Below are 12474 nucleotides of genomic sequence, written 5' to 3'. Positions count from 1 at the left end.
CCCCGACACTCCTCGTCAACATGGCGCGTCAACGCGATGCGTCAACGCACATCGAACCCTTTCAGCCCTGCGGGACGACCGCCACCGGACAGGGCGCGAGGTGCAGCGCCGCGTGCGCGACGGAACCGATGCGCGATCCGAGAGCCCCCCGCCCGGCCCGCCGGCCCACCACCAGGAGCTGGGCGGCCCCCGAGGCGGAGAGCAGCACCTGACCGGCGCTGCCCAGCTCCACGTGCTCGGTGACCGGCACGTCCGGGTAGCGCTCGCGCCAGGGCGCGAGGGCCTCCCGCAGCGCCTTCTCCTCGTACGGCACGAGCCCGCCGGCCTCGTCGGCGAGCCGCATCGAGGCCGGGCTGTACGCGTAGAGCGGCGGCAGACTCCAGGCGCGCACGGCCCGCACCGAGGCTCCGCGCGCGGCGGCGGTCTCGAAGGCGAAGCCGAGGGTGGCGGCGCTGTCCTCCGGGTCGCCGAGCTGTCCGACGAGCACGTGTCCGGTGGGCGGTTCGGCCGGGTCGCCGTCGCGGGAGCGGACGGCCACCACGGGGCGGGTGGCGGCTGCGATGATCTGCTGGCCGTACGAGCCGAGCAGGAAGCCGGTCACGGCCCCGTGGCCGCGCGAGCCGATGACGAGCATCTCGGCCCGCTCCTCGGTGCCGAGCAGCGCGGCGACCGGCGTGTCGCGGAGCACCTCGGCCGTGAGCGCCACGCCGGGGTAGCGGCCGGCGATCGTGGTCTCCGCCTCGCGCAGGACGGCCTCCGCGACGTGCTCCTGGGACGCGCGGTCCTGGACGAGGGGGAGGTCGATCGGTTCCCAGCGCCACGCGTGCGCGAGCCGTAGCGGAAGCCCCCGGTGAAGGGCCTCGCGCGCGGCCCAGTCGGCCGCGGCGACGCTCTCCGGGGAGCCGTCCACTCCTGCGACGATCTCACGACTCATCAGGCTGCCTCCGTGGGTGCGGTGTCGGGGTCCGCCGGGCGGCCGGACCCCTCTCCTCCCAGCTTGGGCCCATCGGCCGCCCGGCGAGAGGGCCGGACGTCCCGACATGCCGGTCCGTCCGGCCCTACGTCCGCGTGGCGCGCCGCGAGCGTCGGCCCGTGGACAGCTGCGCGTCAGGCGAGCAGCGTGAGCCGTGCGTGGGTGCCGTTGAGGTAGTGGTCCCCGATGTCACGGAGCCGGTGGGCCGACTGCGTGGGGGCGGTGAGCGCGCGGGCGTTGCGCCAGAAGCGGTCGAAGCCCGGGCCGCCGCCCCGGGTGTCGGCGCCCGCCGTCCCGTCGACGAGTTCGAGGATGCGGGTGGTGATGTGGACGGCCGCCCGGCCTGTGACCGTCTCGGCCGCCGCCACCAGGACGGCGATGTCGGCCCGTTCCTCCACGCCCAGCGACCACGTGGCGAGCAGACCGCGGGTCAGGGCGTCCGTCGCCCGCTCCACCACCGCGGCGGCGGCGTGCGCGGCCGTCGCCAGCTCCCCGTAGGCGAGGAGAAGGTACGGATCGTCCCCGGCGCCGCCCGCACCGGAGCCGCCCGGCGTCAGGGCTCCTCCCGCGCGACCGGCCGGGGCCGGTCCGGCCTGGTCCGCGCGGCTGATGTCGCGGGCCTCGGCGAGCGCTCCCTCGGCGATGCCGAGCCCGACCTGGACCAGCAGCAGCCGCAGGGCGAGCGGGGCGAGGGTGGCGAAGGGGGCGGCGGCGTGCTCGTCGTGGGGGAGCGTGCCCAGGATGTCCTCGGGCGGCACCGGGACCCGGTCGAAGGTGACGGTGCCCGCTCCGGCGAGCCGCTGTCCTACGCGCTCCGTCCCGGCGTCGGTGTAGACCCCGGGCCGCGCCGGGTCCACGAGGACGACCAGCAGGTCGCCGGTGCCGCCGGGGCGGGCTCCGACCACGAGCCGGTCGGCCACGGTCACGGCGGAGGCGAAGGTGCGGCTCCCGTCGAGGAACCATCCGCCGCCGGAATCGGCGGGGGTGAGGGTGAGGCCGGGTTCGGCCTCGTTGCGCGGTGGTTCGACGCCGCCGGCGAGCAGCCAGTGTTCCTCGGCGGTGCGGACATCGAGCGGGAGGGCGGCCGTCGGCGTGACCTCCGGCTCCCGCGCGGGGCCGAAGAAGCGGCTGCTCCAGGAGAGCGCGTAGTGATGGGCGAGGAGTTCGCCCACGGAACTGTCGGCGGCGGAGATCTCCCGTACGACCGCACACGCGGCCCGCCAGTCGGCGCCCCGCCGGTTCGGTCCCGGTGCGGTGAGCAGGGCGGGGAGCCCGGCCTCCTGCAGCCGGGCGACCTCGTCGAACGGCGCTTTGCCGGCCCGGTCCCTGGTGAGGGCGTCGACGGCGAGGTCGTCGGCGAGTTCACGGGTGACGCGGGGCCACAGCTCGTCGTCGGCGGGCCGGTCGACGGGGCTGCCGCCCGGCCTTCCGGCGGGCCGGGAGTCCGGTGCGGAGGTGGTGCGTATCGCGGGTCTCTTCGGCGATTTCCTCGGCGTACTCACGTCACCTCACATGATTCCTAGTATCCCCACTGGAATAGTAGGGATAGTGGCAGAGGTGACCGCGTCGCCCCAAGAGGCGTCCGAAGGGTGGACAGGGTCGTCTTGTCAAGTGAGACGATGTCAAGTCGACGCAGGCAGGGGGCGATTGGCCCCGTCGATCACGGGTTGGTCCAGGCCTCCGGGTCGTCCGCGAGCGCGACGATCCCGTCCGGCAGCCGGGCCGCCGCCACCTCCGCGAGCGAGACCCCGAGCACCTCGCGGACACCGGCGCGGAGCGCGATCCACAGCGTGAGCAGCGACTCGGCCGGGCCGGTGTACGACAGGTCCGGCGGGCGCTCCCCGCGCACAGAGACCAACGGGCCCTCCACGCAGCGGATGACGTCCGCCACCGAGATCGACTCCGCCGGACGTGCCAGCCAGTAGCCGCCGTTGCCGCCCCGCTGGCTCTGCACCAGGCCGCCCTTGCGCATGTCCCCGAGGATGCCCTCGAGGAACTTGTGCGAGATGCCCTGGTCCTCGGCGATGGCCTCGGCCTTCAGCGGCCCGGCGTCCTGGGCGGCGGCGAGCTGGAGGGCGGCACGCACCGCGTAGTCGGCCCTGGCTGAAATGCGCATGCGCGCATTATTCCGTACGCGCGTGACCGGATCCGTGCACCCGTGGGGTGATCCGTGCGGCGGGCCGGCGATCGGCGATCCGCGCCCTGGGGGGCGAGGGCGGGGACGGGGCCCGGGCTGACGCGGGGACGGAGGCGAGGGCGGGGCGCGGGGACGGAGGCGAGGCCGGGTGTGGGCGTGGGATGACCCGTGCGCCGGTGAGATGACCCGTACCGCACCCTTGACGCCGTCCGGGACCGGTCCGAGACTCAAGAGCGGGGAAACCGAGCGAACAGGTAGGGAACCATGGGACGCAGCGGTCGAAGGGACACCTCACTCGCCGCACCCCTCCCGCGTCCCCTGCCCCTCACGTCCCGCCGGCACATCGATCTGCTGCGGGTCTGCAGCGCGGCGAGTCGAGGTTCCCGCACGGGCGTTCACCCTGCCCGCTGAGACGACCTCCGCCGAGACGCCTCCGCGCTCCGTCCGTCTCCTCCTTCCCGTACCTCTGCTGCCTCCGGGCCCCGTGCGGCCGGTGCCGCGTCGCGCCGCCGCGACGGGTGCCGTGCCGCGTACCGCCCCGACCCAGCACCGCGCACCCTCAAGGGAGAAGCATGTCCGTCGTCCCGTCCTCGCTGCTGCCCGCCTCCGCCGTGCCCGCCTTCCGGGGGCGGATCGGCCGCGACGTGCACAGCGGCCACTACGCCGTGCCCCACCGCTATCGCCTCCATGTCGCGCCGTACGACCCCGGCTGTCTGAGCATCGCCCTCACCCACAGCCTCCTCGGACTCGACGACACGCTCCCGCTGGCGGTGCTGCCCGAGACCCCCGACACGCCCGACGGCGGGTACGCCGCCCTCCGCCCGCTGTACGAGGCGAGCGCGCACCTCTACGACGGTCCCGCGGCCGCCCCCGTCCTCAGCGACGGGTGGACCGGGCGGATCGTCACCACCCACGTCCCCGACATCCTCCGGGACCTCGCCCTCCGCTTCCGCGGCGACGGCCCCGAGCTGCTGCCGGAGGGGCGGCGGGGCGAGATCGAGGCGATCGGCGACCTGTGCGAGCGCAGCATCAACAGGGCCGCCCAGCGGGCCGGAGAGCTCGGACTCGACGGCGAGGCCGCCCACCGCGACCCCCTCACCGTTCTCTTCGCGGCCCTCGGCTCCCTGGAGCGCCGCCTCGCCCGCCACCCGTACGTGCTCGGCGACGCGCCGACCGCGGCCGATGTGCACGTCTGGGTCACCCTGGTCCAGCTGGACACCGTCCACCGCTGGCACCTGGACGCCGCCGCGATGGAACGGGTCGCCGGATACCCGGCCCTGTGGGCGTACGCCCGGCGGCTGGCCGCGCGCCCCGAGTTCGCCCGCCGGCTCGACATCGAAGGGGTCATGCGACGCCACCGCGCCCACTGCAGGGGCCGCGAGGCCGCGGGCGCGGCGATCCGCCTGGTCGACTGGTCGGGCACCACACACTGAGCCGACGCGACGGAGGACCGAGGCCGGCGCGACGGGACGGCCCCGACCCGGTGTGACGGACGGTCTGGGCCGGCGTGACGGACGGCCTCGGCGCAGTGGGCTCGCCCCAACCTCCACTTCGTGCGAACGACTTCAGCCGATGCGGTGGCCCGCCAAGGGCCCCGTGTCGTCGCCCGCGCCCGCGCGGACCCCGCGCAGAAACGCCTCCAGCGCCTCCACGGCACTCCTCGACGGCTCCCACTCCAGCTCCCTCCGCGCGCGCTCGGTCGCCAGCAGCGGCATGTGCCGCAGCGCGTCGAACAGGTCGGGGGAGGCCGCGGCCAGCCGGAGCCGCCAGGCCGCCGACAGGGCACCTCGTACCGCGCCCGCCGGGACCCGTACCGGCCGGGCGTTCAGCAGCTCGCCCAGGACCGCCGCGTCGATCACCGGCTCGGCGGCCAGGTTGAACGCGCCGCGGGCGTCCCCCAGCAGCGCCCGCCGATAGGCGTCGGCCGCGTCCTCGGTGTGCAGGACCTGGAAGCGGAGCCCGTCGAACTCCGGGAGCAGCGGCAGCAGATCGGGCCGCATCAGCTGCCCGGGGAAGAAACGCCCCGCGAAGATCCGGCGCTGCCCGCTCGCCGACTCCTCCTTGAAGAGGAACGCCGGACGCATCCGGACCACCCGGATCATGGGATGGTCCCGCTCGAAGGTGTCGAGGACCCGTTCCAGATAGGCCTTCTCCCGGGTGTACGCGGCGCCCGGCCAGCCGTGCGTCGGCCACGCCTCGGACACCGGGGCACCGCCCGCCGGGCCGGGGGAGTACGCCCCCACCGACGAGGCGTACACCAGGACCGGCACCCGCGCCGCGGCGACCGCGTCGAAGACACGCACCGCACCCAGGACATTGGTCCGCCAGGTCTCCGCCGGGTCGTGGGTCGGCCCGAAACGCCAGGCCAGGTGCACCACGGCGTCCGCGTCGGCGACGTGCCGCGCGAGCAGGGGCTCGTCCCCCTCCCGGGAGAGATCGACCTCGGCCCACTCCACCCCGGGGAGTTCGAGCCCCGGCCGGCGCCGGGCGAGCCCCAGGACCGTGCCGACGCGCGGCTCGCGCGCCAGGGCGCGGACCAGACTCGTGCCCACGTTGCCGGTGGCGCCGATGACGACCACCCGCGAAATCGCGCTCGGGTTCATGCTTCCGACCCTCCGCCATGAGCGGCGGAAGCGCACTCCGAAGGGCGTCCCGGCCGTGGCGTCGCGCGGGTTCGTCACCCAGTGTGTCCGTGTCGGTCGCGAGTGTGGCCGACGACCGGGACTATGGAGCGACTCAGGAGAAGGAGGACACCATGTTGCTGCCCGACAGGAACACGGTCGACCGGCTGCTTCGGCACTACCGCGTCCAGGAGCGGACCGTGCTGGCCAGGCCGTGCGACCTGTCGGCGCGCCGGCGCTTCGAGGACACGGCGTACACCCTGTGCGTGCTGATGGGAGAACGTACCGCCCGCGAGGCCGTCCACGCCGCCGAACACTATGTGGCCGGGCACTCCACCTCCCGGCAGGCCCTGGAGGGCCTCCCCGGGCTCTGATCCGCCCGGAGGGCCGGGGGCGACCGGGGACGGGGACGGTGGTCGGGGCCGCTCGTGAGCCGATCGGGATTTGAGAAGCGTCGCCGTCCGACCGCCGCTAGCGTGGCGGTCATGGACCTGGCGACACATCCCCGGCCGGCGACGACGGGACGCGCCGGTCCTCCGTGTTTCGGCCCCGCGCGACAGCTGGAGAGACGATGAGCAAGGCCCCCAGGGCGGACAGGCAGCCTCCGCACCCGGCCGACCGGCACGACCTGATCCGTGTGCACGGCGCGCGGGAGAACAACCTCAAGGACGTCAGCATCGAGATCCCGAAGCGCCGTCTCACGGTGTTCACGGGCGTCTCCGGCTCGGGCAAGAGCTCCCTCGTCTTCGACACCATCGCCGCGGAGTCCCAGCGGCTGATCAACGAGACGTACAGCGCCTTCGTCCAGGGCTTCATGCCGACCCTGGCACGCCCCGAGGTCGACGTCCTCGACGGCGTCACGACCGCGATCATCGTCGACCAGCAGCGGATGGGCGCGGACCCCCGCTCCACGGTCGGCACCGCCACCGACGCCAACGCGATGCTGCGCATCCTCTTCAGCCGGCTCGGCAAGCCGCACATCGGCCCGCCCAGCGCGTACGCCTTCAACGTCCCCTCGGTCCGGGCGGCCGGCGCGATCACCGTCGAGCGCGGCGACAAGAAGACCGTCAGGGCGAGCTTCAACCGCACCGGCGGGATGTGCCCGAAGTGCGAGGGCCGCGGCACGGTCTCCGACATCGACCTCACCCAGCTCTACGACGACTCCAAGTCGCTCGACGAGGGCGCGCTCACCATCCCCGGCTACACCCCGGGCGGCTGGAACTACCGCCTCTACAGCGAGTCGGGCCTCGTCGACCCCGCCAAGCCGATCCGCAGGTACACCAAGAAGCAACTGCGGGACTTCCTGCACCACGAGCCCACCCGCATGAAGATCGCGGGCATCAACATGACGTACGAGGGCCTGATCCCGAGGATCCAGAAGTCGTTCCTGTCCAAGGACAAGGAGGGCATGCAGCCGCACATCCGCGCCTTCGTGGAGCGGGCCGTCACCTTCACCACCTGTCCCGAGTGCGACGGCACCCGGCTCGCCGAGGGTGCCCGGTCCTCGAAGATCAAGCGGATCAGCATCGCCGACGCCTGCGCGATGCAGATCAGCGACCTGGCCGCCTGGGTCCGCGGGCTCAAGGAGCCCTCGGTGGCGCCGCTCCTCACGGCGCTCCAGCTGACCCTCGACTCGTTCGTGGAGATCGGCCTCGGCTACCTCTCCCTCGACCGTCCGGCGGGCACGCTCTCCGGCGGCGAGGCGCAGCGCGTCAAGATGATCCGGCACCTCGGCTCCTCGCTCACCGACGTCACCTATGTCTTCGACGAGCCCACCGTCGGCCTGCACCCCCATGACATCCAGCGGATGAACGAGCTGCTGCTGCAGCTGCGCGACAAGGGCAACACGGTGCTCGTCGTGGAGCACAAGCCGGAGACGATCGCGATCGCCGACCACGTCGTCGACCTCGGCCCCGGCGCCGGTACGGGGGGCGGCACCGTCTGCTTCGAGGGCACGGTCGAGGGACTGCGCACCGGCGGCACCGTCACCGGCCGCCATTTCGACGACCGCGCCTCCGTCAAGGACTCCGTGCGGGAAGCCACCGGCACCCTGGAGATCCGGGGCGCGACGACCCACAACCTGCGCGACGTCGACGTCGACATCCCGCTCGGGGTGCTCGCCGTCGTCACCGGGGTCGCCGGCTCCGGCAAGAGCTCGCTCGTACACGGCTCGATCCCGGTCGGCGACGACGTCGTGTCGATCGACCAGAGCCCGATCCGCGGCTCGCGCCGCAGCAACCCGGCCACGTACACCGGACTGCTCGACCCGATCCGCAAGGCCTTCGCGAAGGCCAACGGCGTGAAGCCCGCGCTGTTCAGCGCCAACTCCGAGGGCGCCTGCCCCACCTGCAACGGCGCGGGCGTCATCTACACCGACCTCGGGATGATGGCCGGCGTCTCCTCCACCTGCGAGGACTGCGAGGGCAAGCGGTTCCAGGCCTCGGTGCTCGAATACCTTCTCGGCGGCCGTGACATCAGCGAGGTGCTCGCGATGTCCGTGACCGAGGCGGAGGAGTTCTTCGGCTCGGGCGAGGCGAGCACCCCGGCCGCGCAGCGCATCCTCGCCCGGCTCGCCGACGTCGGTCTCGGCTACCTCAGCCTCGGCCAGCCGCTCACCACGCTGTCCGGTGGCGAGCGCCAGCGGCTCAAGCTGGCCACGAACATGGGCGAGAAGGGCGTCGTCTACATCCTTGACGAGCCGACCACCGGCCTGCACCTCGCCGATGTGGAGCAGCTGCTCGGGCTGCTCGACCGGCTCGTGGACGCGGGCAAGTCGGTCATCGTGGTCGAGCACCACCAGGCCGTGATGGCCCACGCCGACTGGATCATCGACCTCGGCCCCGGGGCCGGTCACGACGGTGGCACGGTCGTCTTCGAGGGCACACCCGCCGACCTCGTGGCCGCGCGGTCCACCCTCACGGGTGAGCATCTGGCGGCGTACGTGGGGGCCTGATCTGACGGGTCGGAGGGGGCGGCGGCCCGGTGGCCCGGCGGTTCGTGCTGCCGGGCCGTCGGACGGTGGTGGCCGAAGCCGGGGCCACGGCCGTAAGCCGGACCGTGCGGCGTCCACCGGACCGTCGCCGGCACGGCCCCGGCCCGATGTGGTGCGCGTCCGTCAGCCCACCCGCGCGGCCGCCCGACGGCGTCGGGCCCACAGCGCGAGCGCCGCCGCGCAGGCCGTGCCGACCAGGGCGAGCGGAAGGCCGGCCGACACGCCCGAGGGCTCCGCCCCGTCGACGGGGGCCCTGCCCGGCGCGGCCGCCGCCTGTGCTCCGGAGCGGGGCGCCTTCCGGGCGGCCTCCGCGGCGGATCCCCCGCGGGCCACCGACACGGCCCGGGTGCCCGCTTCGGCCGCCGCCTTAGTCCGTACGGGCAGCAGTGAGCCCACCGGCTGCACCCGTCCCGCCGCCTCGAAGCCCCAGTCGAGGAGCTCCCGCGCCTCCTCGTACACGGCGAGACCGCCACCGCTCTGCGGGTTCATCACCGAGACGACCAGGGTCCGGTCGCCGCGCCGGGCCGCGGAGATGAGCGTGTTGCCCGCGTTGCTCGTGTAGCCGTTCTTGATCCCGATGAGCCCCGGGTAGCGGGCCACGCCGTTCGCGCCGGTCAGGAGACGGTTGGTGTTGGCGATGCCGTACGACCAGGAGCCCGCCGGGAAGTCCGCGTACGCCGTCGAGCAGTAGCGGGTGAACGCCGGGTCCTGGAGGCCGGCCCTGCCGAACACGGCCAGGTCGTACGCGGAGGACACCTGCCCGGGGGCGTCGTAGCCGTCGGGGGAGATCACATGGGTGTCCATGGCGCCCAGGGCACGGGCCTTCTCCTGCATCTGGCCGGGCATCGAGTCCCAGCCGCCGTTCATGGCGGCCAGGACGTGCACCGCGTCGTTCCCGGAGCTGAGGAACACCCCGTTCCACAGGTCCGAGACCTTGTACGTGTACCCCTCCTTGACCCCGACGAGGCTGCTGCCGTCCCCGATCCCGGTCAGCTCGGCATCGGCCACGGTGTGCTGCTCGGAGGGCTCGTGGTGGGGGAGCGCGGTGAGGGCGAACAGCGCCTTGAGGGTGCTGGCCGGCGGCAGCTTCCGGTGGGCGTTCCGGGCGGCGAGGACCTCGCCCGAGGACGCGTCCGCCACCACCCACGACAGGGCGGAGACCGAGGGCGCGGAGGGCGCGCCCGGCAGCGGCTGCACCTGGGTGCCCTTCCGGTCGAGCCGCGCCGGATCGACATAGTGCCGCGTGGGCGGTGTGGGCTCCCCGAGCGCCGAGGCGGAGGCGACGGACTCGGCGGATGCGGCCGACGGGACGGAGGCGGCCGACGCGAGGGAGCCCGTCGCGGTGACGGAGGCGGTGGCCGAGGTGACGGGAGACGCCGTTGCCGCCGGAACGGGCAGCACGAACAGCACCGCCGCGGTACCGGCGGCGGCATGACGAACAGCTGACGTGACGATCATTCAGCCACCGTAGGAAGGAGGCGCGTGACGCGCAGATCGGAGTGCGCCGACCGGCGTAGCGGGTGTGGCGTACGGCGGCGCGTCGTGAGGCGGCCGGGTGGTTGCGGCCCGCCCGGCCCGCTGTCGGAGGCGCAGGGCATGCTGGTGACGTGCCCTCACACCCTCATCAGAGCAACGCCGTTCCGGCCGAAAGCACCGGAGCGCCCCCCGCCGAACCGGCCGCCCGGCCCGTCCCGGCCCCGGCCCGGCCGTCGGGGATCACCGGCGGCGGCCCCTTCGGCGCGCCCGCCTTCCGGACCGAGCGGCAGCCCCGCCAGGACCCCGCCGGGCACATGATCGTCTGTGGGGACGACGCCCTCGCCCACCGCCTCGCGGGCGAGCTGCACGAGGTGTACGGAGAGCGGGTCACCCTCCTCGTGCCGGTACGGCCCGACGCCCCGCGCACGCCGACCGCCCGCACCGGCCGCGCGCTCGCCCTCTTCGGCCGGGTCACGGCGGCCGTCACCCGTACCACCGTCACCCCGGCCGCACACGCTGCCGCGGGCACCGGCGTCGACAGCGCCGAACCCACCGGGACGCTGCGGGTCGTCGAGTCGGCCGAAGCCGACGACCGGGCCCTGACCGACGCCGGGGTGGAACGGGCCGCCGCACTCGCCCTCGTCCACGAGGACGACGAGACCAACATCCGGGCCGCGCTCACCGCCCGGCGGCTCAACCCCCGGCTGCGCCTGGTCATCCGCCTCTACAACCGCAAACTCGGCCAGCACCTCGAAACGCTCCTCGACCAGGCCGCCGCCGTCGCCGAACCGGGCCTCGACCCCGAGAAGCTCGACGCCGCCACCACGGTCCTCTCCGACGTCGACACCGCCGCCCCCGGTCTCGCCGCGGCCGCCGTCGCGGGCACCAGCAAGGTGGTCCAGGCCGGGGGACTGCTGCTGCACGCCGTGGAGCGTCTGCCCGTCGCCGGGGAGGCCCCCGACCCGGGCCTCTGCACGCTCGCCCTGCTCTCCGCCACGACCGGCGATCCGGCGGGCTGCGAGGGCTCGGAGCGCAGCGGCGACGCGGGCCCCCGACTCCTGCCCGACGACCGGACCGTGGCCGCCGCCGTCGGCCGTGCCGCCGTCACCCTCGAAGCGGTCACCCCGGCGGGACCCGCCCTGTCGACCGCCCGCCTCGCCGCCTCCGCGCTGCCCGTCGCCTCCCTCTTCTCACGCCGCCTGCGCTGGTCCCTGAGCGGCGCGGCCGCGGCCGTCCTCGCGCTCGCGCTCGCCTCCACCCTCACCACCGGCGACCACCCCCTGCACGCCGCCTATCTGACGCTCCTCGACGTCTTCGCCATCGGCGACCCGGCCGTCGGGGAGTCGACCGGCCGCCAGGTCATCCAGATCCTCGCCGGGTTCGTCGGACTGCTCCTGCTGCCGGTGATCGTCGCCGCCGTCATCGAAGGACTCGGCACCTTCCGCACGGCGACCACCCTGCGCCGCCCGCCACGCGGACTCTCCGGGCACGTCGTCCTCCTCGGCCTCGGCAAGGTCGGCACCCGTGTGCTCGCCCGGCTGCGCCGGCTCAACATCCCCGTGGTCTGCGTCGAATCCGACCCTGAGGCCCGCGGTATCGCCGTCGCACGCCGGCTGCGCGTCCCCACCGTCATCGGCGACGTCACGGAGGAGGGCGTCCTGGAGGCCGCCCGCATTCATCGCGCGCATGCCCTCCTCGCCCTGACCAGCGTCGACATCACCAATCTGGAGGCCGCGCTCTCCGCCCGCGCCGTCAGCCCCGACCTGAGGGTCGTCCTGCGCCTGTACGACGACGACTTCGCCACCGCCGTCTTCCGCACCCTGCGGACGGCGCACCCCGCGGCTCTCACCCGCAGCCGCAGCGTGTCCCACCTCGCCGCGCCCGCCTTCGCGGGGGCCATGCTGGGCCGTCAGGTGCTCGGCGCGGTGCCGGTCGAGCGCAGGGTTCTCCTCTTCGCCGCGGTGGACGTCGCGGACCATCCGCTCCTGGACGGCCTGACCGTGGCCGAGGCGTTCCACCCCGGCAACTGGCGGGTCATCGCCCTGGACAGGAGTACGGCCACCGGCGCCGCCGCCCGCGCGGGCGCGGCGGCCCGTGACCCGGGCTGGCGTCTCGACCCCGACCGCGTTCTCGGACCCGGCGACCGGGTCGTGGTCGCCGCCACCCGCCGAGGCCTGGCCGAACTCCTCGGCCGCGGCGTACGCCCCACCACCCCCACCATCCCCGCCGGCACCGTCGTGCCGGACAACTCCGCTCAATCACCGCGAGGTTGACC

Annotated in this window: 9 protein-coding genes; 4 read left to right on the top strand and 5 right to left on the bottom strand. The window is 74.2% G+C overall.

Annotation, left to right across the window (positions count from 1 at the left end; genetic code table 11):
* Positions 1-61: 61 nt before the first annotated feature.
* The 3 genes from ACH4MY_RS33595 to ACH4MY_RS33585 all read right to left on the bottom strand — a co-directional run bounded on the left by ACH4MY_RS33595 (position 62) and on the right by ACH4MY_RS33585 (position 3089).
* Positions 62-934: a universal stress protein gene (locus ACH4MY_RS33595; RefSeq protein ID WP_398007972.1), complete on the bottom strand. Its 873-nt coding sequence runs from the start codon at positions 932-934 to the stop codon at positions 62-64.
* 173 nt (positions 935-1107) lie between these two features.
* Positions 1108-2475, bottom strand: coding sequence for an acyl-CoA dehydrogenase (locus tag ACH4MY_RS33590; protein ID WP_398007971.1), 1368 nt, complete (start codon positions 2473-2475; stop codon positions 1108-1110).
* A 158-nt stretch (positions 2476-2633) separates the two neighbouring features.
* Positions 2634-3089 carry an RrF2 family transcriptional regulator gene (locus ACH4MY_RS33585; protein WP_398007969.1) on the bottom strand — a complete coding sequence of 152 codons (456 nt, stop codon included), beginning with the start codon at positions 3087-3089 and terminating at the stop codon, positions 2634-2636.
* Positions 3090-3682: 593 nt separating this feature from the next.
* Here ACH4MY_RS33585 and ACH4MY_RS33580 point away from each other — a divergent pair.
* The gene (locus ACH4MY_RS33580; protein WP_398007967.1) at positions 3683-4543 is read left to right on the top strand and encodes a glutathione S-transferase C-terminal domain-containing protein; all 861 of its coding nucleotides are present in this window, start codon (positions 3683-3685) and stop codon (positions 4541-4543) included.
* Positions 4544-4675: 132 nt separating this feature from the next.
* On the opposite strand, the gene ACH4MY_RS33575 is transcribed toward ACH4MY_RS33580, so the two are convergent.
* Positions 4676-5713: an NAD-dependent epimerase/dehydratase family protein gene (locus tag ACH4MY_RS33575; RefSeq protein WP_398007965.1), complete on the bottom strand. Its 1038-nt coding sequence runs from the start codon at positions 5711-5713 to the stop codon at positions 4676-4678.
* 152 nt (positions 5714-5865) lie between these two features.
* On the opposite strand from ACH4MY_RS33575, the gene ACH4MY_RS33570 reads away from it, so the two are divergent.
* Positions 5866-6105, top strand: a complete 240-nt coding sequence (locus ACH4MY_RS33570; RefSeq protein ID WP_398007963.1) for a DUF5133 domain-containing protein — start codon at positions 5866-5868, stop codon at positions 6103-6105.
* A 197-nt stretch (positions 6106-6302) separates the two neighbouring features.
* On the top strand, positions 6303-8684 hold the full coding sequence (locus ACH4MY_RS33565; protein WP_398007961.1) for an ATP-binding cassette domain-containing protein: 2382 nt from the start codon (positions 6303-6305) through the stop codon (positions 8682-8684).
* Positions 8685-8846: 162 nt separating this feature from the next.
* Here ACH4MY_RS33565 and ACH4MY_RS33560 read toward each other — a convergent pair whose 3' ends face one another.
* On the bottom strand, positions 8847-10181 hold the full coding sequence (locus ACH4MY_RS33560) for a D-alanyl-D-alanine carboxypeptidase family protein (protein ID WP_398007959.1): 1335 nt from the start codon (positions 10179-10181) through the stop codon (positions 8847-8849).
* A 332-nt stretch (positions 10182-10513) separates the two neighbouring features.
* On the opposite strand from ACH4MY_RS33560, the gene ACH4MY_RS33555 reads away from it, so the two are divergent.
* Positions 10514-12472, top strand: coding sequence for an NAD-binding protein (locus ACH4MY_RS33555; RefSeq protein ID WP_398008122.1), 1959 nt, complete (start codon positions 10514-10516; stop codon positions 12470-12472).
* The last annotated feature ends 2 nt before the right edge of the window (positions 12473-12474 follow it).

Source organism: Streptomyces sp. NPDC017246 (genome assembly GCF_044331325.1).
GTDB lineage: Bacteria > Actinomycetota > Actinomycetes > Streptomycetales > Streptomycetaceae > Streptomyces.
Note: the sequence above shows the minus strand (reverse complement) of the source record. Positions and strands in the feature narration are given on the sequence as shown.

What these genes read in the sequence shown, in the direction of transcription:
- ACH4MY_RS33555 (WP_398008122.1), top strand. Translation starts at nt 10,514, where the DNA reads ATGATCGTCTGTGGGGACGACGCCCTCGCCCACCGCCTCGCGGGCGAG.
- ACH4MY_RS33560 (WP_398007959.1), bottom strand. Translation starts at nt 10,181, where the DNA reads ATGATCGTCACGTCAGCTGTTCGTCATGCCGCCGCCGGTACCGCGGCG.
- ACH4MY_RS33575 (WP_398007965.1), bottom strand. Translation starts at nt 5,713, where the DNA reads ATGAACCCGAGCGCGATTTCGCGGGTGGTCGTCATCGGCGCCACCGGC.
- ACH4MY_RS33570 (WP_398007963.1), top strand. Translation starts at nt 5,866, where the DNA reads ATGTTGCTGCCCGACAGGAACACGGTCGACCGGCTGCTTCGGCACTAC.
- ACH4MY_RS33595 (WP_398007972.1), bottom strand. Translation starts at nt 934, where the DNA reads ATGAGTCGTGAGATCGTCGCAGGAGTGGACGGCTCCCCGGAGAGCGTC.
- ACH4MY_RS33580 (WP_398007967.1), top strand. Translation starts at nt 3,683, where the DNA reads ATGTCCGTCGTCCCGTCCTCGCTGCTGCCCGCCTCCGCCGTGCCCGCC.
- ACH4MY_RS33585 (WP_398007969.1), bottom strand. Translation starts at nt 3,089, where the DNA reads ATGCGCATTTCAGCCAGGGCCGACTACGCGGTGCGTGCCGCCCTCCAG.
- ACH4MY_RS33565 (WP_398007961.1), top strand. Translation starts at nt 6,303, where the DNA reads ATGAGCAAGGCCCCCAGGGCGGACAGGCAGCCTCCGCACCCGGCCGAC.